Source organism: Candidatus Paceibacterota bacterium, assembly GCA_035452965.1.
Lineage (GTDB): Bacteria > Verrucomicrobiota > Verrucomicrobiia > Limisphaerales > UBA8199 > UBA8199.
In genome coordinates this window covers 137,424-162,381 of sequence record DAOTCE010000007.1, presented here as the reverse complement: position 1 = coordinate 162,381, position 24,958 = coordinate 137,424, and the positions used below count along the sequence as shown (strand labels likewise).

General features: G+C 59.4%; 14 protein-coding genes and 1 tRNA gene. 11 read left to right on the top strand and 4 right to left on the bottom strand.

Features of this window, described 5'->3' with window-relative positions; genetic code table 11:
- The first annotated feature begins 1 nt into the window (after position 1).
- The 4 genes from P5205_08765 (at position 2) to P5205_08750 (ending at position 11,910) form a co-directional block, all read left to right on the top strand.
- Positions 2–4,804 carry a YDG domain-containing protein gene (locus P5205_08765; GenBank protein ID HSA10449.1) on the top strand — a complete coding sequence of 1,601 codons (4,803 nt, stop codon included), beginning with the start codon at positions 2–4 and terminating at the stop codon, positions 4,802–4,804.
- A gap of 143 nt (positions 4,805–4,947) precedes the next feature.
- Entirely contained in the window at positions 4,948–9,480 is a 4,533-nt protein-coding gene (locus P5205_08760) for an Ig-like domain repeat protein (protein HSA10448.1), read from the top strand.
- Between the two features lie 599 nt (positions 9,481–10,079).
- A complete protein-coding gene (locus P5205_08755) occupies positions 10,080–10,898 on the top strand; it encodes an ATP-binding protein (GenBank protein ID HSA10447.1) in 819 nt (272 codons plus the stop codon).
- 37 nt (positions 10,899–10,935) lie between these two features.
- A complete protein-coding gene (locus P5205_08750; GenBank protein HSA10446.1) occupies positions 10,936–11,910 on the top strand; it encodes a hypothetical protein in 975 nt (324 codons plus the stop codon).
- Positions 11,911–12,012: 102 nt separating this feature from the next.
- On the opposite strand, the gene P5205_08745 is transcribed toward P5205_08750, so the two are convergent.
- A tRNA-Lys gene (locus P5205_08745) sits at positions 12,013–12,088 on the bottom strand.
- A gap of 78 nt (positions 12,089–12,166) precedes the next feature.
- Between P5205_08745 and P5205_08740 the strand changes: the two genes are divergently transcribed.
- Together P5205_08740 and P5205_08735 are read left to right on the top strand one after the other, a co-directional pair.
- The gene (locus tag P5205_08740) at positions 12,167–13,324 is read left to right on the top strand and encodes a site-specific integrase (protein ID HSA10445.1); all 1,158 of its coding nucleotides are present in this window, start codon (positions 12,167–12,169) and stop codon (positions 13,322–13,324) included.
- Between the two features lie 760 nt (positions 13,325–14,084).
- A complete protein-coding gene (locus tag P5205_08735) occupies positions 14,085–14,813 on the top strand; it encodes a hypothetical protein (GenBank protein HSA10444.1) in 729 nt (242 codons plus the stop codon).
- A 6-nt stretch (positions 14,814–14,819) separates the two neighbouring features.
- Here the strand turns inward: P5205_08735 and P5205_08730 are convergent, their stop codons facing one another.
- On the bottom strand, positions 14,820–15,173 hold the full coding sequence (locus P5205_08730) for a hypothetical protein (protein HSA10443.1): 354 nt from the start codon (positions 15,171–15,173) through the stop codon (positions 14,820–14,822).
- Positions 15,174–15,444: 271 nt separating this feature from the next.
- Positions 15,445–16,122: a hypothetical protein gene (locus tag P5205_08725; protein ID HSA10442.1), complete on the bottom strand. Its 678-nt coding sequence runs from the start codon at positions 16,120–16,122 to the stop codon at positions 15,445–15,447.
- Positions 16,123–17,005: 883 nt separating this feature from the next.
- Between P5205_08725 and P5205_08720 the strand changes: the two genes are divergently transcribed.
- Both P5205_08720 and P5205_08715 read left to right on the top strand, forming a co-directional pair.
- Positions 17,006–18,772, top strand: a complete 1,767-nt coding sequence (locus tag P5205_08720) for a ThuA domain-containing protein (GenBank protein HSA10441.1) — start codon at positions 17,006–17,008, stop codon at positions 18,770–18,772.
- Between the two features lie 7 nt (positions 18,773–18,779).
- Positions 18,780–20,174 carry a Gfo/Idh/MocA family oxidoreductase gene (locus P5205_08715; GenBank protein ID HSA10440.1) on the top strand — a complete coding sequence of 465 codons (1,395 nt, stop codon included), beginning with the start codon at positions 18,780–18,782 and terminating at the stop codon, positions 20,172–20,174.
- A 131-nt stretch (positions 20,175–20,305) separates the two neighbouring features.
- Here the strand turns inward: P5205_08715 and P5205_08710 are convergent, their stop codons facing one another.
- Positions 20,306–21,688, bottom strand: a complete 1,383-nt coding sequence (locus tag P5205_08710; GenBank protein ID HSA10439.1) for a PQQ-binding-like beta-propeller repeat protein — start codon at positions 21,686–21,688, stop codon at positions 20,306–20,308.
- A 153-nt stretch (positions 21,689–21,841) separates the two neighbouring features.
- On the opposite strand from P5205_08710, the gene P5205_08705 reads away from it, so the two are divergent.
- The 3 genes from P5205_08705 (at position 21,842) to P5205_08695 (ending at position 24,881) form a co-directional block, all read left to right on the top strand.
- A complete protein-coding gene (locus tag P5205_08705) occupies positions 21,842–22,273 on the top strand; it encodes a cupin domain-containing protein (protein HSA10438.1) in 432 nt (143 codons plus the stop codon).
- 76 nt (positions 22,274–22,349) lie between these two features.
- A complete protein-coding gene (locus P5205_08700; GenBank protein ID HSA10437.1) occupies positions 22,350–22,886 on the top strand; it encodes a hypothetical protein in 537 nt (178 codons plus the stop codon).
- A gap of 189 nt (positions 22,887–23,075) precedes the next feature.
- Positions 23,076–24,881 (top strand): SLC13 family permease, encoded by a 1,806-nt coding sequence (locus tag P5205_08695; GenBank protein HSA10436.1) that lies wholly within the window; start codon positions 23,076–23,078, stop codon positions 24,879–24,881.
- The last annotated feature ends 77 nt before the right edge of the window (positions 24,882–24,958 follow it).

Here is a 24,958-nt window from a genome sequence, read left to right as displayed (position 1 = left end):
TATGAATAAACTCCTGTACACGCTGATTCCCGCACCGCTCAAGTTGAGAATGCTGTCGGCCTTTTGCTGCCTAATGCTGGCGCAGAGCCTCGCATATTCTGCCGCCTTGTTATTCTACGGGGACGAGCAAGGAGGGATACATCCCGTCCTGCGGGCGGATGTGAGTGATGCTGTATCCGCGCTGCAGACCTTGACCGCGGTGCCTTCTTCCCAGGAAGCCGGCGGCCCAGTCGTCTCGGGATTGCTTCCGGGCACCAAGGTTCTGGGGCTGCAGACTGAAGGGGACACCACGACGGTGGAGTTTTCCCCGGATATTCTGGGCAGCAACGCCGCCGGGACCGGACTGGATGAGGCGCGCCTGACGATGATCTTGGAGCAGGTCCGCGCCACTCTGCGGCAGTTCGGTGTGGAGGGCAGCATCCGGCTGCAGACCGAGGGCAAGCTCTTGTGCGAATATCTGCCGCCGGTCACGCCGGTGGCGCCGGGGCCAGCGGTTAAAGAGACGACTCCCGAGGTTAAGGGCAGCAGTGCGCTGGGGGGCAGGAATATTACCATTGGGCCGAGCCACGGCCGGTTTTGGAACGGGAGCGGGTGGTATTGGCAGCGCGGCGACCCTTGCGGATACGGGGAAGCGGTGTTGGAGGACTGCAACTCGATCCGGTTGATGCAGTTTCTTTACCAATACCTTACCCAAGATGGCGCCACGGTTCATGTTCCCCGCGAGTTGAACGAGAGCAATTGCTGCAACGGCTATGAGGGGCTGTACTGGTGGAAGATGGCGGCGTATTCATGGCTGCGGGCCAACAGCCTGCCGTGTTCCGTCTGGGCAAGCTCCAGCGGCAACTGCGGCGAGGAGACCGCGACCGGCAGGAACAGCGACGACATCCGCGCGCGACCGCTCTTTGCCGACTATCGCAACTCAGAGATTTACATCGCCCACCACACCAATGCCGGGGGCGGGGGCACGGCCAACGGGACGGAAACCTATCGGGACACGGAGATGGAGCATCCGGCACACGAAGCTAACAGCCTCACTCTGGCCACAGCGGTAAACAACAACGTGGTCTCGGCCATCCGCAGCACGTATCCCGGGGAGAGTGCCTGGTCCAATCGCGGGGTGAAGGATGCGGCTGGGGGTTTCGGCGAGATCCGCATCCCGAACCGGCCCGCGATTCTCATCGAACTGGCCTTCCATGACAACTGCTCGCGCGACGCCGCCTATTTGACCGACAACTTCTTCCGCTCGGTGGCGGAGTGGGGCCTGTACAAGGGCGTTTGCGAGTATTTCGGCACTACCCCGACGTGGGATAAGTACTCGGATGAGTATGTCAGCGATACCATTCCCTCCACCATGAACCCTGGTCAGAGTTACTCGGTGAGCGTGACGTTCCGCAACCGCGGCGTGGTGTGGTCGGAGGCGCGGAGTTTCCGCTTGGGGTCAGTCGGCGACAGCGACCCGTTCACGGCGACCACCCGCCACACGATTTCAGGCGAAGTCAAACCCGGCAGCACCTACACCTTCAACTTCACCATGACGGCCCCGACTGCCGCAGGGACCTACACCACGGATTGGCGGATGGTCCGTGATGGCTATGCCTGGTTCGGCGCGACTCACAGCGAGCAGGTGACAGTCAGCTCTCCCGGCACGCCGGTCATTACCACTCAGCCCGTGAGCCAGACGGTCATGGTGAGTGACGCGGCCAGTTTCAGTGTCGCGGCCACAGGCGATGCACCGCTGACCTACCAGTGGCGCCGGAACGGCTCGAACCTGAGCGACGGCGGGAGTGTCTGGGGCGTTACGGCGACGACGTTGACCATCACGAATGCCCAGGCGGCCAACGCCGGCACCTACACCGTGTTGGTGAGTAATCCTAACGGCTCGACACTTAGCGCCGGGGCGGTGCTGACGGTCCAGCTTGGCAATCCGGCGAGTTGGGGACCTTTCAACGCTTCCGTCGAGCGGGACATCCGTGGGGGCACAGGTGTGGACACCGGGTATTCCAGTGTCCTTCGGCTGGCACAATATACCACTACCCCCACCGACGATAAATCACGCTGCCTGTGGGATTTTGATACGACGACCGCGCCGGACAGCAGCCTCGCCGCCAGTGGGGATAACTGCACGTTCACGTTCTATCACACGCCAACGGCCACCTATTCGTGCGGAACCACGATGACCAAGTACCAGACTTATGCCCGGCTCTACGCACTCGCCCAGGACTGGACCAGTGCCGCGATCTGGACAAAGAGAGACGGCGTGAACAACTGGACCACGGCAGGCGGAACCCTGGGTAACCAGCTAGGGGCCGAGCAGTTGCTGTATGGAAACTGTGACACAACTTTCACGCTCGCGTTCGCCCAGTCGCTGTTCCCGGGAGGCAATCCGTCGTACGGTGTCATCCTGACGTCGCCGCAAGAAGGGGATACCGCAAACCCAGCCACGCACCGGAAGGGCATCTCCAGCAAGAACGAGCAGGCTGGGAACCCGGAACAGTGGGCCACCTTTAAGATCAATTACCTGGCCCCCGCGGGCACGGCCAATGGCGTCATTCGTAACTGGGCCTACCTGGGTTGGTTTGACCAGGGCGCCACGGCTGACCGCCAACTGCGGATAGACACTGACCAGGTCGCCGGCACGTATGGCGGGGTGCCGGTGACGGAAGCCAACGTCGCGCCGAAGGTGGGTGCCACGAGCTACGGCAATTCCTACGGCCTGCGCCAGTGGGCGGAGGCCACTTATACCAACGACCTCGTGAACCTGAACTCGTCCCACTTCTACAACGCAGTGCACGAGAACGCGGTTACATATTGCTTTGTGTATGTGCGTAACAGCAAAGGCTCGGATATCACGGGCGCTTATCTCGGCATCGGATCGGATGATGGCTGCAAGGTCTGGTGGAACGGCGCAGACGTCGGCAGCGATGTAGTCAGCCGCGGGGTCTCAGCGGACGCAGATTTCTGGGGCCCGCTCACCATCAGCAACGGCTGGAACAGGCTGCTGGTGAAGGTGGAGAATGGAGGCACGGGCCACGGTGTGTATGCGCGATTTGCAAACGCCAACCGCACCGCTCTGACGGACAGGGCGCATTTGTCCTTCTACACGACCGACAGCACCGCGCCTGGCACGCCCACGGATTTGACGGTCGCCGGTGTGACCGGCGGCATTTGGCAAAACGCCGTGGCTGCCCCCGCCTTCACCTGGACTTCTGGCGCCGACTCCCAGGGAGCCGGGGAGGGAGTATCGGGCGTGCGCGGGCAGAAGTTCTACTTTGGCACCGACGTGAATGGCAGCCCCAATGCCTTTCAGACGGGCTCGAGCTATGCCCCGGGTACCCAGGCCGACGGAAAGTATTACTTTAAAGTGGGCACGGTTGACTACGCGCTGAACGATTCCGGCACCGCAGCCTTCACCTTTATGTACGATGGCAGCGCGCCTGCGGGGGTGAGTCTGGGATTCGGCACGATCACGACGGATACTATAGAGGTGACGGGTGCGGGCACAGATGCGCATTCTGGGATCAACGCCTCCACGGGCTACAACTACAGCCGTACCGGCGCCAGCGAAAGTGGGCCGAAAGGCACGACTCACTTGTGGACCGGCTTGGTGCCGAACACGGAGTACACGGGGCTTGCGGTGACTGTAAGTGACCAGGCGGTGCCAACTCCTAACGCGGCCGCTTCCCTGCCTCAGAGCCAGTGGACGCTGTCGGTGGCGCCCTCTTCGGGCAGCGTGACTGCGGACGAACCGGCACCGGTTTACGGCGGCACGAACATCTGGACGGCGGTAGGTGGGTTTGGCGCAGGCGCGGTGCAGTCCTACCGCTATGCCTTTGACCAGTCCCCCACGCACACTTGGACTGAAAACGAAGCGCAATGGTCGAACGGCACACTGGCGACGGTTCCAACTGCCGTTGGCACCTGGTACTTGCACGTTAAGGGCTACAACGGCGCCGGGGTCGGGAACGGCACTTATGACTACCCGCTGACGGTGGCTCAAAAGGCGCTGACCGTGGCGGGGATCGAAGCTCAGAACAAGGCGTATGACGGCACGACGAGTGCCACGCTTATTCTGGACAGCGCGGTGCTGGCTGGTGTTGTGAGCGGGGACGAGGTGAGCCTGGACACGACCAGCGCAACGGGTGCCTTTGAAGATGCGAATGTCGGCACGGGCAAGACCGTAACCATCTCGGGGCTGGAACTTGCCGGCGCAAATGCGGGCAACTACGCTTTGACGGCCCCAACCGCGACGGCGGATATCACCGGGGCTGCCACGACGACTACCCTCGTTTCCTCGGAGAACCCATCAGAGCCGGGGTCGAACGTGACATTTACCGCTACCGTAGCCTCCGATGTGGGTACCCCTGAGGGCGACGTAGTTTTTCTTGCGAGCGATGTGCCATTTAGCACGAATGCGCTGGCCGGCGGAGTGGCAGCGGCGAGCACAACGGCACTGCCACTTGGCACCAACATCGTGGCGGTGCAATATGCGGCTCAAGGCAATTACCTGGGCAGCAGCGACAGTTTGGAGCAGGCGATCCAGAATCTGGCGCCGTGCAGCCAGACTAACGTGGTTGTGAGCATTACCGACAATCCGGACGGCACATTTACGATTAACTTTCAGGGCACACCGCTGGCGCAGTACTACGTGGTGGCCGGCTCGGACTTAACGCAAGCCGCTGGTTGGGCACCCTTGTCCGGCAGCACCAATACTGTTGCTGACACCAACGGTCTGTGGTCAGTAACGGTCAGCAATACAGAGCCTCAGCGATTCTATCGGTCCGCGGCAGTCAGTCCTTGCCCATAATCGGTAAGACACGTAGTCTTAATACTGGTGTTCGGTAACTGCGATCGCATTGCAGGCGTTGCGCCTCAAATCGGGGCGTTCGACTGCACGCGGGCGATTGTCGCTGAAATCCAGCGTACAGCCAACCTGTTGAGTTCAAGTCTATGAACAAATCCCAAGACAATCCGATCTATTCCAACCGCATTGTGCGGGCTCTCGCAACCTTCTGCTGCCTGGTGCTGGCGCACGGCTTCGCGTGCTCCGCCGCCGTGGTGGTCTATGTCAACGAGCAGGGCGGCCTGTTTGGTCTGACACGGCCCGAAGTGACTGACCCGGCGTCGGCGCTCGAGGCGCTGGCGACACCGCCGCCAGGTTTGCTTTCCGCCGTCCCGGCTGGCACGAGCGTCGAGAAGTTTTCACTAAGCGAGGTTGGCGCTACGGTCGAATTCTCCACCAACATCCTCGCCGCCGGACTGGATGACGCGCGGCTCGAGATGATTTTCGGCCAGGTGCGCGCAACACTGATGCAATTCGGGATTGAGGGGACCGTGCGCATGCAAAGCGACGGGCGAGTGTTGAGTGATTACCTGCCCGCCACCCCCACGATAGCTCCCCGGAAAACCTCACCGGCAGATGCCGGACCGGTCTTCGCCAGTGGCAGCGCTTTGACGGGCAGATCCATCAGCCTCTCGCCAGGGCATGGGAAGCGATGGTCGGGCAGCAGCTATCTTTTTGAACGCCCGGTTTACTGCGCTCCGCTGAATTGCGAAGACGATCACAACCTGGAAGGGATGATATACCTGAATCAGTACTTAACGCAAGACGGCGCGGTGACGAAGGTGTATCGGTGTCTCGACAAGAACTACGGCATGCACACAGGCAGCGGGGAGCCCTGGTGGCGCATCTCCGCCGGCTATTGGCTCCAGTTGAATGGTTATCCCTGTTCTGTGTATGGCAGCCTTACGGGCTGCACTTTGGGATCAGGCGCAAGTGAATCGGACGATTCGCTGCGCTCGCGGGGACTGGCCTCAAACTACGATGACACCGATATTTACGTTTCATTACACAGCAACGGCTACACGGGGGATTGCGTCGGCTCCTCCTGTCCGAACGGAACCTGCACTTATTACGATGCCGGTACCGTGCACGCACCCTGGGGGGCCATCAGCCAGACGCTTGCCACCGATATCAATAATGCAATCGTGGACTCGATTCGCAACAAGTATGGGGACACGACCTGGAGGGATCGGGGGGCGTTGAACGCGGATGGGGGCCAGGCCGAGACGCGCATTCCCGAGCGCGCCGCGGTTCTGATCGAGCTGGCCTTTCACGATAGCTGTGATCGCGACGGGCTCTATCTGCAGGACAACTTCTTCCGCTCGACCACCATGTGGGCCACGTATAAAGGCATTTGTGACTACTTCGGGGTGACTCCAACGTGGGACTACTATTCAGACGAGTTTGTCAGTCATGACATTCCGGCAAGCATGATGGCCGGCGCGGCGACCACGGTGCACATCACCTTCCGCAACCGCGGGGTGTTGTGGAATGACGCCCGGAGCTTCAAGCTCGGCGCGGTCGGCGACTCCGATCCGTTCACGGCGACGACGCGCTACAATGTGGGCGGCGAAGTGGATCCGGGCGCGACGAAGACGTTTACCCTGACTTTCACCGCTCCGGAAACGCCCGGCACCTACACGACCGACTGGCGGATGTTGCGGGAAGGCGTGGCGTGGTTCGGGGCGACTTTGACGACCAGCGTCGTTGTGACGAATGCCAGTGGAGGGCCGAGCATTACCACCCAGCCGTTGAGCCAAACCGTGGCTCCCGGCGGCACGGTCAACTTCACCGTCGCGGCCGCGGGCAGCCAGCCGCTCAGCTACCAGTGGCGCAAGAATGCGGCGGACCTCAACAATGGCGGCAACGTCTCCGGTGCCACCACCACCACACTAACCATCAGCAATGTTCAGCAAACCAACGCCGGCACTTACACGGTGCTGGTCAGCAACACCAATGGCTCGGTCCTCAGCGCCGAGTCGGTGCTGACGGTCGGCATCCCCGGGATCGCCATCGGCTCTTACACGGCGGATTGGCAAGGCAATCCGACCCAGAACTTTCCCGGCTACAGCAGCAATTGCGGCTATGAGGTTTGGTACATCGTTGACCGCACTACCACCAACTGCAACACCCGCAACGGCCTGGCGACTTGGAACCCGGGGTTCACGTGGAGCGGCCGGGGGTGGGTCCACATGGATTTCCAGGTGCCGTGCAGCAAGGCCACGAGCCAGATATACGTTCGTTACCGCAATGTGGCCGGGTCCTACAGCGGCCAATTCAGCACCATCAACGAGTGTCTCTACGGCGACTGGATGACGCCTTTGGACCAGGTCACGGACAACCTCTCCAACTGGAATGGTTGCTACGTTAGCTCCGATGAGAGCGAAGGCGCCCCCTCCGGCGGATGCAATACCACGTGCAACGTCAGGATGACGGGGGTCGCCCAAATCCACATGTACGGCTCGCGCTGGCATTACGTCAACGATTGGACCTGCCTGGGCGGGTACGCTTCCACCAGCGTCAGCGACACCTCCGGCCGGTCGTTTGCCTGGGGTGAGACCGGCCTTTACCTCTATCCGGCCATTGACACCAGCCACGGCAACGTGATCGCGGCCGGCCTGGGGCTGAGCGGCAAAACGCCTGGCCGCGTTACCACCGGCGACTGCAACAATGCCAACACGCTGGACTTCAAGGGCAACGCCAGTGCCTATGGCAACGGCGACAACATGGACTCCTATGGCTTTGCGTGGGTCTTCTCCCCCGCCGGCGCCGCGCCAAAGGTTGCCATCGGCACGGATGACGGCAGTCGTGTCTGGATTAACGGCAGCCTGATTAACGACAACAACGCCGCGCGGGGCCTCACGCGCGATCAGGACGTCACCAGCGCGGTGACGCTGCCTGTGGGCTGGAGCCGGGTGCTCTTCAAGGTTCACAACTTCACCGGCGGCTTCCAGGGCACGATGAGTTTGCGCAACGGCGGCAACGTTAACCTCAACGAGTCTTCGGTCAACGTCTTCGACCTGGGCGGCTACTACAGCTACGGCGTCGGTTATGAGCAGGATGCCTGGTATCCGTTCGTGTATGTCACCAACTTCTGTGGCGGTGACAATCCGACGCCGAACGCCAACTTCTACGGCAAAGACACCACGGTGAGCGCCAGTGGCTCAGCCGAAGGCAACGGCCCGGTCCCATTCTGGCGGGTGATGCACTACGAATGGGGCTATGGCTTGAGTGGTGATACCGACTACGCCATGGTCACTTCCGGCAGCAACAGTTGGACGCACACCCAGACCGGCGTCACGGGGCATCGGCGTTTCCATTTCTTCGCGGTGAGCAAGTCCGGCCGCACTTCGTTCCAGAACAATGGACAGACCGGGGGGGCGAACTGGAACGGCGGCGGTGCGGGAACCTATATGGATGTCTATGTGGACAACGTAGCGCCACTGAACCCAGCTTTCTCCAGTGCTGGCGCGGTCAGCCCCAGCCAGGTCAACCTGGCTTGGACCGTTCCGCTCGATCAAGGAGTCGGCATCGCCGCCGGCGCCACTGAAGCCGCGGATGAGGCCAGCAGCACTTCCGGGAACTACTACCGCGTTGGGGATGTCGGTGTGGTGGCGTACCGCGATGGCGAAATCGTTTCCGGCTGGAGCACTGGCACGGTGGCGAATGACACCGGCCTCGTCGCCAACACCTCTTACACCTATACTCTTGCGGCCCGCGACAACAGCAGCGAAGCACGCGGTGTCTGGCACAACATCTCGAGCTCGCTGGCGCCGACAGTAGTCTGGACTCTGTCTGTCCGGCCGGAGATTGGCAGCGTCGCTCCGGACCAGGCTACTCTGCCCGTCGGCAGCAATGTCACTTGGGCGGCAGTCGGCGGCTTCGGTCCGGGCCAGGTCCAGTACTATCGGTATGCCTGGGACACCTCCCCGACGCACACTTGGACGGATACTGAGACACAGTGGTCCAATGGAACGGTTGTGACCGTGCCGAGTTCGGCAGGCACCTGGTATCTGCACGTAAAGGGGTACAACGGTGCGGATGTCGCGAATGGCACCTTTGATTATGAGGTGACGGCCACCACTCCGCCCGCTTCGGCTACGGCCCTGGTTTCGTCAGAGAATCCCTCCATCGCAGGCTCAAACGTGACGTTTACGGCGACGGTGAGTGCAGTGCCGCCGGCGACCGAGACACCGACCGGGGAGATCGTCTTTCGTGTCAACAACATGCCGCTCGGCACCAACCTCCTTGTAAGCGGGGTGGCAAGTGTCAGCACAGCTTTGTTGCCGGTGGGTACCAACACGATTGCGGCGGAGTACTATGGGGACGCAATATTCCTGGGCAGCAGCGACAGTTTGGAGCAAGTGGTGCAGAGCGCCGTGGTTTACAGCCAGACCAATGTCATAGTTTCCGTGGTGATCAACGGAGACGGCAGCTACACGCTGAACTTCATCGGCACCCCGCAGGCGAAGTATTACGTGGTCAGTAGCCCCGACGTGACGAGCCTCATGTCCGGCTGGCAGGTGTTGGCGAACAGCACGAATACCGCGCCGGCGCCGAGCGGGCTGTGGTCAATCACAGTGACCAACCACACTGCGCAGAGGTTCTATCGCTCGGCAGCGGTGAATCCCGCCCCGTAAGCGTCGCGGCTCTCCGCCGCGTCAGGAATAGGCGCGGCGGGGGGGTATCCCTTAAGCGCCGGATATCAGCGCGTGTCCCCCCTGTGCCCGAGTCCATTCTGGAGAGGCCGGGGATTGCGAAGGACCGCAAAGTTCTCACATTTGTCTCCATGGTCTGTTTGGAACGGAACTCCTGTGCTGGCCTTTCCCTGCGGCAGTTTTCCTGTTGTTGGGCGCATTGGAAGGGACTAGCCTGCTGCGCTCCGTGAGAACACATGACTGGAATGACCGGCCTATCTAGCAAGCAAAGTTACCCGGGTAGAAATCGCCGCGCAAGTGGGACCCTGAACGGGCCGGGCGGGTCGCCGCCTAAGGAACCGTCTGGAACGGAAACTACCCAGGAAAGCCTGGGATGCGGGAGGGTGCTTCGTGAGCGCCCGGTCAGCGGTGTTGTCGTTGTTGATGGCAAGAGGAAGATTACGTCCCTAACCCGCCAGGCGAGGCAGCTATTGAATCTGGCCGGCGGTGAAGCGAGTCTCCCCGCTTTCGCCGCCTTGCCGGCAGGGGTACAAGCGATCCTCGGTGAAAGCCTTGTATCAGGGGGTGCCTCCGTTGAACGAGTGATCGAACAGAAGCTCGGCGGAGGCGGGGCGCGCACCCTGCATGTCAGCGCAACATTGCTCAAACCCGGCAAGAAGGGATCAGGCGTGATACTGGTCCTCACCGATTTGACTCCCACGCGTCAACTGGATGAGCGCCTCGAACAACTCGACCGTTTGGCGAGCATTGGCACACTAGCCGCCTCGATGGCCCATGAAATTAGAAATGCGCTCGTGGCCGGCAGGACCTTTGTTGATCTGTTGCTGGAAAAGCATCAGGACACCGAGTTGGTTGGAGTGGTCCGTCGCGAGCTAGGCCGAATTGATGAGATTGTCAGCCGCATCCTGAAGTTCGGTGGGCCGGCCCGCCCGGCGTTGAGGCAGGTGCGCCTGCACGAAGTCCTCGACCATTCGTTGCGTCTGGTCCAACCCCAATTGAACGGCAAGCAGGTCCTTCTAAGCCGTTCCTTCCAGGCCGTTCCCGACCTCGTGAAAGGCGATGATTGTCAATTACAGCAGGCATTTGTGAACTTGTTTCTGAACGCACTAGAAGCCATGGGCCCGAATGGAACGCTCTCGGTCACTACCGAGCTTGTTGTACCGGGGGGCAGGGCTGACCGGACGCAGGTTCAGGTGGCAATCCAAGACAGCGGTTTGGGGATTCCTCCGGAGCACCTGGAGCGCGTGTTCGAGCCGTTCTTCACTTCCAAGCCAAGCGGCACCGGGCTTGGGTTGCCCATTACCCGGCGCATCATCCGGGAGCATCGGGGAGACATTCGCGTGGTGAGCCGGCCCAGCAAAGGCTCGGATTTTCGGGTTCTGTTACCGGTTTCAGCCTGATCGACCACGCCGGGACGGGCTACGCGACATAGGCATCATGCGCACCTGCACCCTCGGCATCCTCAGCGACGTCCATTACGCCAGCGCTGCCGAGCAGGCGCGCGGCAAGGATTACGAGTTCCGGGGACTTAGCAATCCGCTGGCCCGCGCCTTAGGGAAAGCCTATCGGCGTTTCATCTGGCTGCGGGAGCCGTTGCGGAAGAATTACCTGCTCGACCGCTTTCTGGAGAGTGGGGACACGTTCGACTACGTGATCGCCAATGGCGATTACTCCTGCGACTGCGCCTTCATCGGCCTGAGCGATGACGCGGCTTTTGCCAGCGCGCGGGAGTGCCTGGGCAAACTGCGGCAGCGGTTCGGTGACCGCTTGCGGATCAACTACGGCGACCATGAGATGGGCAAGATCAGCATGTTTGGGGGCGGTGGGGGAATGCGGCTGGCCAGTTGGCAGCGTGCGCGGAACGAGCTGGCCTTGCCTCCGTTCTGGCGGGTCGAAATCGGCCGCTATGTCTTGATGGGATTTGTTTCTTCGCTAGTCGCTCTGCCGGCTTTTGCAGCGGATATTCTACCGGCCGAGCGGTCGGAATGGGATCGGCTGCGGGCTGAACACCTGGCGGAGATCAGCCACGCTTTTGCCGCGTTGTCGCCCGGCCAAAGGGTCCTTTTGTTCGGCCATGATCCGACTGCATTGCCATTTCTTTGGCGAGAGAAGAGTGTTCGGGACCGGATAACTCAAGTCGAACTGACAATTGTCGGGCACCTGCATTCCAACCTGGTTCTATGGAAGAGCCGTCTGTTGGCGGGAATGCCGCCCATTCGCATTCTCGGGCACTCTGTCCAACGCTTCAGCAAGGCATTGAATGAGGCGACGTGTTGGCGCCCGTTCCGCATACGCCTCTGCCCCTCGCTGGCGGGAATCGAGCTTTTGAAGGATGGTGGTTATTGCACGATTGAATTCGATCCCGAAGCCCGTTGCCCTGCCAGTTTCCGTTTCCATCGCTTGCGTCGGTGATAAGGCAGCCAATGTGGTGCTGGGGCAACAGCACAATCCGCATCGGGGCAGAGCTGGTTTGGGCATAGGTGTAAATAGCTGGCGTGTGGGGTTGTTTGGGATTGGTACCCCGGCTAGGACTTGAACCTAGAACCAATTGATTAAGAGTCAACTGCTCTACCAATTGAGCTACCGAGGCAACCATCGTAGTTTAAGGCACTTACGAAGCCTAAAATCCCGTGTTGACAAGCTTTTGATACTGTGTTTAGATACTGGCATGAAAACGAGCCAAAACCTAGACTCAGGCAAAAGCCAAGCCAACACGAGCCAGCCCAAAGACTGGCTAACGGTAGGAGAGAACCTAATCCGCTACCTACCGTCAGGCAAGTATTATGCACGAATCCGAACGGGAGGCAAGCTCTATCGCGAGAGTTTGAAAACAGATGTCCTGAGCGTGGCCAAGCTCAGGCTCGCGGACCTTGAAAAGAGCTTGCGCCAGATGACGGAGAACCAGGCTGAGATTGCGCGAGGCAAGATGACCGTGGGGGGCACTCTGAAGATCATTCGCGAGCGCATACAGGGGGATGCAGCCTTGAAACCAAACACAAAGCTCTATTACGAAAACCGTATCAAGGCGATGTTGAAGTCATGGCCCGAATTGGAGGGGATGGACATTCGCAAGCTATCGAAACACGATTGTTTGAAATGGGCTTCACGGTTCGCGCGGGGCATAAGCCCGACAGCCTTTAACAACACAACCGCAATCTTGAAGAATGTTTGTGAGATTGCGATTGAATTCGGCGCACGTCTCGACAATCCCGCCAAGGCCCTTGAACGTCTCACCGTCAAGCCCAAAGAACTTGAATTGCCGAGTTTCGCGCAGTTTCAAAAGTTTGTGGAAGCGGTTGGCAACGGCGGCGGCAGGCGCAATCGTTTCTCTCGCCCGTGTGCAACCTTGGTTCAGTTCCTTGCGTTTGGGGGCTTCCGCAAGACTGAGGCTGAAAACATCACATGGGCAGATGTTGACTTGGACAAAGGATTCATCACGGTGCGAGGGGACACCATGACAGGCACAAAGAACAGTGAAGTGCGGCGGGTGCCGATGATTGATGACATGCGGACGCTGCTGGAAAGGCTTCAAACCGAACGGCCAGAGCGCAAGCCAAGCGACCGAGTGATGGAAGTGGCCGAGTGCGAAAGGGCGATGACACGGGCGGCAAAAGAGTTGGGCATCAAGCGTCTAACGCATCACGATTTACGGCACTTGTTCGCAACCCGTTGCATTGAATCGGGCGTGCCTATTCAAACGGTGTCAAGATGGTTAGGACATCGTGACGGCGGGGCACTGGCAATGCGGGTCTATGGACACTTGCGGGATGACCATTCCGCAGAAATGGCGCACAAAGTCAGCTTTTCCAAGCCTCAAAGCGCCTAAGCCTACGGCTAACAGCTTAGACCCGCTCGCAAGGGCGGGTCTTTTGTTGTCTGCGTCAGCAAGCAAAGGAGGAAAACTTTTCAATGAACGTGTCAACGTCTTTGCGGGGAATCAGCACACGGCCAAACGCCTTGCACCTTCTCAGGTTGCCTCTGTCAATCTGACGGCGCACAGATTTTGTGCTCATGCGTAGCACGTTGGCTGCTTCGTCTATTGTATAAGGTGAGTTGCCAGACAGATTCAAAGACTCATGCTTTTCCTTCTGTTGAGAATTAGTGCTGCCCATAGTGCCATCATGCAACGCCTTTGGGTGTATTGTCAACAGCTTTCCTTTCCTATGCTGCTAGTCAGACTAGCAATGATTGCTAAGTTAATTGTGAGACTCTCCCCGCCGTCTGAAAGCCCCACCATATATTAAAGTTATTTTATCTGTGACAAATAGGACTTATGGGGGGTAGGGGGGTAATTGGAAAAGGCAGTTGGAAAGGGCGTCTGGGAAGTCCACAAGGAGGCCCTTGATTTATGGTTTATTTGGGGATGCGACGTTTAGGAAGGGCCAGGGCAGGGTCAGAATTATTTCTCCCCCAAAAAACGCACCGTTTGGAAAAGGTATCGTGGCAAGGCGCACAAGCGAGCGTCGTTCCACGCTCATTTGATGCGGGGCTTCAACTCTACCATCAATTTCCAGCTTGGACAGGTTCTTTATTCTTATTAGCTGTACAGGAACATGCGATGTTCGCTCGAAAGCGTTAGGCGTTTTGTGAAGCAGTTCCTTGAACTAAGGGACACGCCTTTTTGCTTTCACCAGGTTCTTACGTTTAGAGGGGCCATGACAGACCGCCTTGCGGCGAAAAATGCCTTGGCGAGCCTTCTGGACGTGTTGCACAAGCAATTCTACATGGTGTCCCTGTTTACCGAGCAGGGCCATGCCAACAAGCGGATTCACTTCCATGTGGTCTTTTTGTTTTATCCGCCTCAGCCCGAGACTCCCGAAGCCCTGATTAAAAACTTCGGCGCTACGGTGTTCAAGCACTGGCACAGGCTCACTGGCGGGGCCGTCGTTCGACAGGCGAACAGAATCACTCTTTGGAAAAAGGAATTGACACTTCTGCGGTATATCCTCCGCGAGGTTGTCCCGCTGGCAACTCAGAGGGAACGGGGCCAGGTTCTCTGGCACGGGAAACGCAACAAGAAGCTCATGGCCGCACAGTCATCACCAGTGACAAACCGAGAGATTCGGGCGGCGATACGGTTCTGCTTTCCTCACTTGGACGACTACAGGCCCGTGAAGTTTTACAACGATTGGACGAAGCACGGGCCACAGTATTACGGCAAGGCCAAGCTGCGGGAGCTTCGCACCACGGTAGAGGCGAGGGGCGAAAGCTGGCGTAAGTTTAAGGACGGGCAGACGGGGGTTAGGAACTGCCCCGATAGGGATTACAGGGAGTGGCTAAATCGGAAGATTGATTCAGAGGCAAACACCATTTGATGGAAGTTAAGCAAGCCGCCGCTCAGATGTGATTGGCTCTATCTCGTCTTTCTTGCCCACTTTAACCAGCAATGACTCAACATCTGGATTGAGACTCACAACTAAGTTACGGTCCACTCTTAACCAACGTCGTGGTCGTCTGTCATGCGGGTCGCACATGAATTCGGCCATTTCACGCTCACTGTAGGCAATAGCCGCAGCCTCGAAAGGCCCATTATCAACGACACAGACGTTCACGGTTCTTCCAGTGTCATCGAATGATGGTTCGCTTGGCCACTCGGTAACCTGTGAGGGGTATTTGCGAAGCAGGATGTCTGCCTTGCCTTTGTCTGATTCAGCCGTTTCTATGCAGTAACTCATCCAACTAGCAGGTGGTTTCTTGTGCGCCCGTATATGTTGCGCGGGTGATGCTCCCTCTCCGTTTGGAAGGCATATTTGCCGTCATTGTCACCCACCAAACATGGCAACGAGAATAGCTAGGACTATTGCAGCAAGAAACAGCAAGAAGCATCCGCTACAGCAACTCGATGATTTGCTGGAGGGATTATTCCACTTTTCTTTGATGTCTTGCCAAAGCCCTGAGTCTCTTGACATATGACCCCTCGGCTGTCGCAATGGCAGTCTGGGCGGTTCAAGGCTTTCTTCTGATTCCCCTCGGGGTTAATCGGCACAGCACAAGCAGAACAAGACCGCCAAGTGTAAGCAGAGCAGACGATGGTTCGGGAATAGTGACAAGATTTGCGTCAAGCTCGAAAACATTGTAATTGTAGTATCTGGTGTCTTGCCGAGCAAATTGTGCCATGATGTTCCAGCCAGAGGTATTCAGCCGTGCTTGAATCCAAATTTCTGATTCGCCTATCAGCGAGTCAGGAAGGTTTTGGTCATAATGATAACCTGCATCAATGCCAGGCGGAGTTGGGCCATCCAGAAGAAGAATCCAATCACTTCCATTCTTGGAAGCCCACAGAGAGCCACTCCCAAAGTTCCCTCCACCGAAATTCCATGCCCCAATACCTGAATGCAAAGAAATCTCCGTTGTGGGCCGTGGGAACGTGAACTGTAACGTCAGTCTCGCTTCTGTTCCGTTGGCGATGGGATGCCAATACGAAATGCCATTTTGCGGGTCGGGCATTTCGGAACGCCGTTGAATATTGACCTGCCCCACAACGTAGTCCAAAGCGTTTGGCGAATAGACATCCACAAAACCGTATTGGAAATCATACGCTTTGGCCTGTGGCAAAACAGCGTTCACCGCCACAACTGCCAAGGCCGCTGCTAATAGACCATAAAAATGAGTGATTTGTTTCATAAATAGTTCTCCGTTATCGTCTTGAATCAATTATTCCCATTGACGCGATTTAAGCAGGATTCCGCACACCCTGCAAACGAAAAACACTTACGAGAGGTGGGTGTTTTGGCTAATCGGGCAATGACATGCTGGCAAGGTGCCAGACTGCATCCGCAAACGGCTGATTTCGAGATTGCGCGAGCTGAGGAAACTGCACGGGATTACACAAGAGCAGTTTTCCGAGCTTTCTGGTTTTTCTTACAAGTTCTACCAGCTTATCGAAATTGGCCGAAAGTGTGATTTGCGCCTGTCCAGTTTGGAGCGGTTGGCAACGGCATACGGAATTGAAGTGCATGAACTTCTTGGGCCAGAAATACCGAAAACGCACTTCCCTAAGCGTCTCCCGTCCAAACGGAGAGGAAAACCACCTCGCCCAGGGCGGGAGGTTTGATTGTCTGGATTTGTGGGCAGCAATCACGCAGGAGTGCGGTATAGGCGGTTTTGATTGGCGGTAGGTCATTTGATACTGCCGTTTGATACTAGAGGCAGGGAAACCCGCCCAAACGTGTCCCGCCATGTCCAAGGCTCGCCGTTAAGAATCACAGGCAAGGCAAAGACCGTCCAAGGGTGTCCACATTTGGAAAACTGCGGGAAAAGCCCATGATGCAATTAAGAGTCAACTGCTCTACCAATTGAGCTACCGAGGCACCCGGCACTCTTGCAGTGCGCTGTGCTGAGTCAGCACGCGGCTTTATTTCGCATGAATGACGGACAGGCGCAAGCATTTTCGCCGCGGCTGCTTATCGCCAAGAGAAGCGATGAAGTTCTCCAGGACAGTTGTCCTGGACAGTTGTCCTTGACCCTCAAGTGGTAATGCGCACAATCTCCGCAGCGCTGCCGTAAGATGCACATTGACCGCAAGCCTCGTGATCCGGTCCCCGCTGAGCCCGTGCTTCGGGTGACGCGGCGCGCCTTCCTTTCGCGTGCCGGTGCCGGCGCGCTCGCGCTCACCTGCGCCCCGGCGGTTGTCCGTGCGGCCCCGAGCGGGGCGGTGAAGACCGAGCGCGAATTGGTGGAGGCGGCAATCCCCGCGCGCGCTTCGGCGGCGCCCCGGAAGCCTCGCAAGCTGTTGATTTTCGATGGTAATGTTAATTACGGCGGACACAGTTCTATTCCTACGGCCAATCTCGCGTTCGAGTTGATGGGGCGCAGGACGGGGGCGTTCGACACGGTCGTGAGCCGGGACCAGGAGGTGTTTCGGCCCGAGAGCCTGCGGCAGTTTGACGGCGTGTTTTTCAACAACTGCGTCGGCAACCTCTTTACCGACGCGGCATTGCGGCAGAGCCTGGCGGATTTTGTTTATGGCGGCGGCGGGATGATGGGAGTGCACGGAACCTCGGTGGCGTTTACCCAGTGGCCGGGTGCGGTGGAGGATTGGCCGGAGTTCGGGCTGATGATCGGCGCGCGGGGGGCGAACCACCGCGCGAACAACGAGCATGTGTTCATCAAGCTCGACGACCCCGGGCACCCGATCAACCAGGCCTTCGGCGGCCGGGGTTTCGATTACCGGGACGAGTTCTTCCGGGTGCACGAGCCGTATTCCCGGAAGCGCCTTCGCGTGCTGCTGAGCATTGACACGGACAAGACTGACTTCAATCAAGATCCGCGGTTTACCAGGCCGGAGCGGGCGGATAACGACTTTGCGCTGGCCTGGGCGCGCAACTATGGCCGGGGCCGGACGTTCTACTGCACCATTGCGCACAACCCGCAGGTGTTTCGCGACCCGAAGCTGCTCTCGTTTTACCTGGCGGCGGCTCAGTTTATCCTGGGAGATCTCGCGGCGCCAACCATCCCGAGCGCCATGCTGACGCCGGCGATTCGAGCGCAGGAGAGAATTGGCTGGCGACTCGGTATCGAGGCTTACACCTTCCACAAGTTCTCTTTGTTTGAGGCGATCGAGAAGACGTCCGCGCTGGGCCTGCCGTTCATGGGCGGGCTAAGCTTCCAGAAGGTCAGCAACAGCATTCCAAAGAACCTGGAGCCTGGGCTATCCGATGACGAGTTGCGCCAAATCCGGTTCAAGCTGGATGCCGCGGGCGTGCGTTTGCTCACTTATTACATCCAGGACATCCCAGGGGACGAAGCCGGGTGCCGGAGGGTGTTCGAGTTCGGGCGCAAGATCGGTATCGAGACGTTCATGTCCGAGCCCAAACCTGAGGCGCTCGGGACGATCGAGAAGTTCTGCGACGCCTACGACATCAACGTTGCGCTGCACAATCACGACGCGAAGGCCTCGCCGTTTTACTGGAACCCGGCCGGCATCCTGAAGGTGTGCGAGGGGCGCAGCAAGCGCCTCGGAGCCTGCGCGGACCTTGGCTACTGGATGCGCGGTGGCGTTGATCCGATTCAGGCAGCGCGGCAGTTGAAGGACCGGTTGATCACGGTACAGGTGCACGATCTCCACGCGCGCGGCCCGGAGGGCCACGACGTGCCTTGGGGCACCGGTATTGGAGAAACCGCGGCCTTTTTAAAGGAGCTTCACCGCCTGAACATCCGGCCTACGATGTTCGGGTTGGAGTACTCTCACAACTGGCTGGAATCCATGCCTGATATCGCCAAGTGCATCGAGTTTTTCAACCAGGCGAGCCTTGACATCGCGACTGGAGGGTAATCACCAGATGCATCGGCATTCGAGAGTGACCCTGACGCGCCGCACCTTCCTCAAGCTCAGTGCCGCCGCTTCGCTGGTGGGGTTGCCCTGCATCGTCCCGGCATCGGTTTACGGTCGAAATGGCAGGGTGGCGCCCAGCGAGCGCATCAATGTCGGGCTGATCGGTCTGGGCGCGATGGGGAACGGGCATCTGCGCATTCTGGCGGGAGGCAGGCAGGCGCAGTTGGTCGCCGTATGCGATCCCGACCGACAGCGGCGCGATTACGGCGTGCATCACGTGAACGAAATTTGCGCGGCGCAGCGCAGTGCGGGGACGTTTCGAGGCTGCTCGGGCATCAGCGATTACCGGCAACTGCTGGCGCAGTCTGAGATTGATGCCGCGGTCATCGTTACGCCGGATCACTGGCACGCTTTGCAGGCAATTCACGCCGCGCAGGCGGGCAAGCATGTCTATTGCGAGAAGCCGGTGTCGCTCACCATTCGCGAAGGTCGTGAGATGGTGGAGACCGTCCGCCGCTACGCGCGCGTCTTCCAGACGGGGACACAGTATCGCTCGATTCCTACCATCCGGCAGGTGTGCCAATTTGTGCGCGACGGGGGGGTGGGCAAGGTGAAATCGGTCTTTACCATCTGGATGAAGATGTCGGTTCCGAAAATGGGCAACTCCTACGTGCCGCTCGATCCGGCACTGCCGGCGGAGACGACTCCGGAGGGATTGGATTGGGACCTTTGGGTTGGCCCCGCTTCGTGGCGTCCTTACAACTCGGCCTACCACCGCAACCCGATTCCCGGCGTGGTGCCTTGGACGTTCTGCAACGCCTTTGGCGCGGGCGCGGTTACCAACTACCACTCGCACGCGGCGGATGTGATTCAATACGCCATTGGCATGGAGACCAGCGGTCCGGTGGAGATCATTCATCCCGGAAGCGGGCAGTTTCCAACTCTGACCTGCCGCTACGCCAACGGCGTGTTGCTGCATCACGTGGAGCATTGGGGGCAGGTGAAGGAACTCTACAAGGCGGTCCCGGACCAAGCGCGGCTGGAAGGGCTGTTTGGCGGGTTGTTTGTCGGCGAACGCGGTTGGCTGACCTCGATGTCCGGCGGCGGTCCGGTGGAGGGCGGCCCGGAAGAAATTCTGCGCGAGATGCGCTTGTGCACGCGCCAGGTGAACATCGGTGCCAACAATCATCACGCGAATTGGTTCGAGTGTATTCGTTCGTGCGGGCAGCCGAGTGCACATGAGGAGATCGGCCACCGCTCGGCTTCCCTCGGGCACGTGGTGGCCATGGCCTACCAACTCGGACGCGGCTTGCGGTGGGATCCGGCCAAGGAAGTGTTCATTGGCGATGAGGAGGCAAATCGCCTGCTCTCACGCGCTCGGCGCGAGCCGTGGCAAGCGTAGGGCTTGCTCGGGTCTTGTCCGCAGATCGTCTTCCCCAGTTGTAATCAAAACCGATCTTGTTCCGTCCGTATTCCAACTGGGCATACAGGTCGGCAACGAGACAGAAGTGGTTGGTGATGGACTTCGGTTGCCTACCGAAACTCTGCGGTGCTCTTAGCGGACGCTGGGGACTCAACACGGTAGAGGTGCGTCTTGGTCCTGAGGAAGAACGCCTTGCCGGATACAGCGGGCGAAGCCATGAAGCCGTCCGCGAGGGTGCTGGTTGCCAGGACCTCGAAGGTGCGGCCAGGGCGGAGCACGGTGGTCGTGCCCTGCTGACTGAAGAAATAGAGCCGGCCATCGGCGTAAACCGGCGAGGCTGCGTGTTTACCGTTGATCCTCCCAGTCCACACGAGTTGTCCGGTAGCTGCTTCGAGACAGGTCACGTAGTTCTCCGCGGCGGCGGTGTAGATCAGGCCGTCCACCAGCAGCGGCGAGGCGTAGATGCCGACGTGCGTCTTGAACTTCCAGGCTACGCCGGTGTCAGTCACATCGCCCTGGCCATCGGTTTTGACGGCCCATAGTTCCTTCGTAGATAGGCCAGTGACAAAATACGCCATTCCACCGTCGAAGAGCGGGCGGGGGGCGGTGGAGTAATCGTTATAGCAAACCTTCCACAGTTCCCGACCGGTCCGCGGGTCGTAGCCGTAGGCTGCCTTGGCGCCGGCACTAAGCATGAGGGGTCTGCCGGCATCGGTGACGATCAAAGGGGTGCCATGTGCTTTGCGGTGATCGCCTTCGCGGGCCATCTGGCCGGGCACGTTCTCGTCATTCCAAGCGGCGGAACGGTCCGTCTTCCAGACAGTCTTGCCGGTTTCCTTGTTGAGAGCGACATGGTATTGCAGGTTGGCGCCGTCGAAGGTGAGTATCAGCAGATCCTGGAAGGCAATGGGGGAGGAGGAAGGGCCGCGGTAATGGCGGCAGGGCAGGTCCTCACGTTTCCAGAGGGTCTTGCCGGTGCGGGTGTCGAGGCAAGCGGTGCCGAAGCTGCCGAAGTGAACATAGACCCGCCCCGGTTCGATTACCGGCGAAGGGGTCGCGTAGCAGTTCATGGAGGCGCCGTTGCCGAGCGGTTCGGGATCGTCGCTGTGGAAGACCTTTTCATTGAAGAGAATGCGACCGGTATTGGCGTCCAGGCCGATGGCAAAGAAATCATGGCCTTCGACGGTCGCTGTGGTAATCCAAACCTGGCCTCCCAGTACCACCGGTGTGGACCAGCCGCGGTGGGGAATCTCCGTCTTCCATTTGATGTTGTTGGTCTCGCTCCAGCTTAGAGGCAGGCCGTGGCTCTGGTTGTCGCCCGGGGCCGACGCGTGGCCATTGCCCCACGGCCCGCGGAATTCCGGCCAGTCGGCTTGCGCCATCGCCACGCCCAGGGCCAGCATCACGAGCGTCAGCACGGGAACCAGCCTGTGCTGGCTATTGGGGATCAACACCAGGCACGCATCGCCCAAAGGGCTCTTTTTGTCGTTCATGTCCCCAGCGTGATCAGCCGGCGGAGCTAAGTCAATGTCTCCTGGCGTGCGAATGCCATCTGAACGGACGATTCGCGGCTGTCGTTGTGCGCCTCGGGGCTTGCGGCACTCCGTCGTCCTGTGCTATGACTCGAATTGTGCGCAAGGACTCTTATGGCTGAATCTGAATATCTCGCAGGACAAGTCGTGAAATGGTCACTGCCGGTCATTACTGGACGCCCCGGGCCGGACGCCCCAGCGCTCAAGCGGCTGTTGCTGGCGCAGGGAGAACTGGCGCAGATCCACGACGCCGAAGAAGGAATTCGCTACATGGCGGTCATCGAGGCTCGGGCCGGCTGTGTTCGCGGGAACCATTACCACAAAGTGAAACAGGAACGGATCTACATGCTGAGGGGCAAGTTGTCCGTAGTCGTGGAGGACATTCAGACTAAAGCACGCGCTTCGGTGCCAATGGAAACGGGAGACCTGTTGCTCGTAAAGACTGGCATTGCCCATGCATTGCAGACAGTTGAGCCGGGAGAGGCGATTGAGTTCGGGCAGGTTCGCTTTGATCCGGCCGATATCTTCCCTTACGCCCTGGCTTAGAGGCGCTGGTACGGCATGGAAGCTGCGGCGTGGAAACTTGCTATCCGTGACTAAGCAGGTAAGTTTGTTGACGTTTATGAGAGCGCAAGTCTTTGGAGCGGTGATGGCGACGTTGCTGGCGGCGGGCTGCGCCACGCAGGACGAGTCGCAAATCGCGGCATACCATACGGTTTACAACAAGCCGCTGACTTCGCCGGGGGCGAAGTTCGGCGCGCTGCCGCCACCGGTGCAGCGGACGGTGCTGGCGGAAGCCGGGCCGGCAGAGGTGGTGGATGCGGTGCGGGATACCAGTTCGGGACGTGTCGTGTACAAGGTGTTCTTTCGCGAGAGCGACGTCTTCCCGCCGCTGTATGTGGCGCCGGATGGCAGTGTGCTTAATCCCGACCTGACCATGGCGCTCAACGCAGCGCAGGGTGTGCGGGTTAAGCCGGATGAGGTGCCGTCGCCGGTTAGCAAGGCAATCAAGGAACGCTCGCATGGGGTTGATGTGGCTTATATCAACAAGGAGTCATGGGGCGGGCGGACGGTGTATGTTGTCACTTTCAAGGACGAGGCGCACAATCCGAAGCTGCTGATTGCTGAGGACGGCTCGACCGTAGAGGAAACGCACTAGCTCGAGGGCCCGCAAGACAGGCTCTGCTCCGACTCAAACCGCCGCAGCATGCCGGGGAATGCCGGGTTCGGGCGGCCTGGTTCCGATTGTCCTGGTTCTCTGTGATTGGTCCCCGGGTGAGGCATCAGGCGCTTGGCGGAAACCTCAGTGGGCTGGGTAACTTTAGAACCAACGATTAGATTGCCAAACATGAACGTCGAGTACCTGGTTTTGGGCATAATCCTGGCCGTGGCGCTTTACTTGTTCTGGACCCAGAAGCAGCGAACGGATGTCACCGCGCTGCTCGTTATGCTCGCGTTGATCTTGCCCTGGCCACACCCCAATGGGCACTGGAGAGGCATACTGACCTATCAGGAGGGATTCTCCGGCTTTGGAAGCCCGGCGGTTGTCATGGTCACGTCCATGTTCGTATTGGGTGCGGCCATGGTGCGCACCGGCGCGGCCGAACGGTTGGGGGGGAAGCTCTTTCGAGCCTGCGCCGGCAGTGAGATTTTCCTGCAGGCGGCAGTATTGCTCGTGACCACGATCTTCTCGATGTTTGTCAACGACACTACTGTCGTGCTGATCTTCCTGCCCATTGTCCTGGCGATCTGCAAGGAGCGCAACCTCTCACCCTCCCGGTACCTTCTCTGCGTGGCTTATGGTTCGCTGCTTGGCGGACAATGGACGCTGATTGGCACCCGCAGCAATATCATCCTCAGCGATTACCTGCGTCAGCGCACCGATTCGGGCATTGGGTTCTTCGATTTCAGTCCCATCGCCGCGGCGGTCTTCGGCGCGGCCTTCGTGTCTTTCCTGCTTTTTGGCCGCAGATTCCTGCCAAAGGCCGCCGAGGCAGAATCCGCGGAGGATACGTTGGGCCGTGAGTACTTGACCGAGGTGCTCGTGACGCCCCACTCGGCGACGGTCGGGAAGTCCCTGGACCAATTGGGCTGGTGGCAGCGCAGCGACCTGACGGTCGTGGAGTTGATCCGCGGCAACGAGCGCATTCCGGCCACGAACTGGCTCAAGCTCCAGTCGGGCGACATCCTGGTCATGCAAGGGTCTGTCCCGACCATCGGCGACTTGCTCAAGTCACCCGATTTCCAATTGAAGGAGGAGGTGAAGATGGACGACCAGGCCCTCCGCAGTGTGGACCTCCTGACGGTCGAGGCCCTGCTTTCCCCCAACTCGGATTACCTGGGCAACACCTTGGAGCAGGTGGATTTCAGCCACGATTACGGGTTCACGGTGATGGGCATTTCGCGCCACGGCAAAACGGTTCGTGAGCGTCCCATGGCCACCCCACTGCGGTACGGTGATTCCCTGCTGCTTCTTGGACACGTGTCAGGGCTTGGAAAACTGGAGCGAAACCCGAATTTGTTCCTGGTGGGCCATCGGCACTTCCCGGCGCTGGGCAAGAAGAAGGCCGTTGCCACCATGCTGCTGATGCTTGGGGTGGTGGTCGCGGCCGTGACCAATGTCTTAACGCCGGTCATTTCGATTCCGTTGGTGGCCTTGCTGGTGCTGCTGCTCCGTTACGTGAAAGTAAAAGACGCCTATCAAGCCGTGGACTGGCAGGCCGTGGTGACAGTCGCGGGCATGATTCCCTTCGGGCTGGCACTGGAGAAGACGGGCGCGGCAGAAGCCTTGGCGCGCGGGGCCGTAGTGGCGCTGGAGGGATTCGGCCCCCTGGCGGTGTTGGCGGCGCTGCTGCTGTTCGCCTTGATGCTGACGCAAGTGATCGAGAATGCTGCAGCGGCGATCATCCTTGCTCCGGTGGCCTTCCAATTGGCCCGGGAAACCGGCGCTGATCCCAAGCCCTTCATGGTGGGCCTGGCCATCTGTGTCTCCGCGGCGTTCTGCACCCCCTTTGCGCATGAAAGCACGATCCTCGTGATGGGGCCTGGCCGGTACCGGTTCAAGCACTACATGCAGGTCGGCGGTGTGCTGGCCTTGCTGACCTGGCTCATCGCGTCGTTGCTCACACCGCTGGTGTGGCCCTTTGGCCCGTAAGCGACTGAAGACCGACCGATAGGTGTTCCTTTAGGTTTCTCGCGGGTTTCCGGGGAATTCCGATGGCGATTCGTGGT

Coding starts and splice junctions, on each gene's coding strand:
- P5205_08765 (HSA10449.1), top strand. CDS start 2: ATGAATAAACTCCTGTACACGCTGATTCCCGCACCGCTCAAGTTGAGA.
- P5205_08760 (HSA10448.1), top strand. CDS start 4,948: ATGAACAAATCCCAAGACAATCCGATCTATTCCAACCGCATTGTGCGG.
- P5205_08750 (HSA10446.1), top strand. CDS start 10,936: ATGCGCACCTGCACCCTCGGCATCCTCAGCGACGTCCATTACGCCAGC.
- P5205_08740 (HSA10445.1), top strand. CDS start 12,167: ATGAAAACGAGCCAAAACCTAGACTCAGGCAAAAGCCAAGCCAACACG.
- P5205_08730 (HSA10443.1), bottom strand. CDS start 15,173: ATGAGTTACTGCATAGAAACGGCTGAATCAGACAAAGGCAAGGCAGAC.
- P5205_08725 (HSA10442.1), bottom strand. CDS start 16,122: ATGAAACAAATCACTCATTTTTATGGTCTATTAGCAGCGGCCTTGGCA.
- P5205_08720 (HSA10441.1), top strand. CDS start 17,006: ATGCACATTGACCGCAAGCCTCGTGATCCGGTCCCCGCTGAGCCCGTG.
- P5205_08715 (HSA10440.1), top strand. CDS start 18,780: ATGCATCGGCATTCGAGAGTGACCCTGACGCGCCGCACCTTCCTCAAG.
- P5205_08710 (HSA10439.1), bottom strand. CDS start 21,688: ATGAACGACAAAAAGAGCCCTTTGGGCGATGCGTGCCTGGTGTTGATC.
- P5205_08705 (HSA10438.1), top strand. CDS start 21,842: ATGGCTGAATCTGAATATCTCGCAGGACAAGTCGTGAAATGGTCACTG.
- P5205_08700 (HSA10437.1), top strand. CDS start 22,350: ATGAGAGCGCAAGTCTTTGGAGCGGTGATGGCGACGTTGCTGGCGGCG.
- P5205_08695 (HSA10436.1), top strand. CDS start 23,076: ATGAACGTCGAGTACCTGGTTTTGGGCATAATCCTGGCCGTGGCGCTT.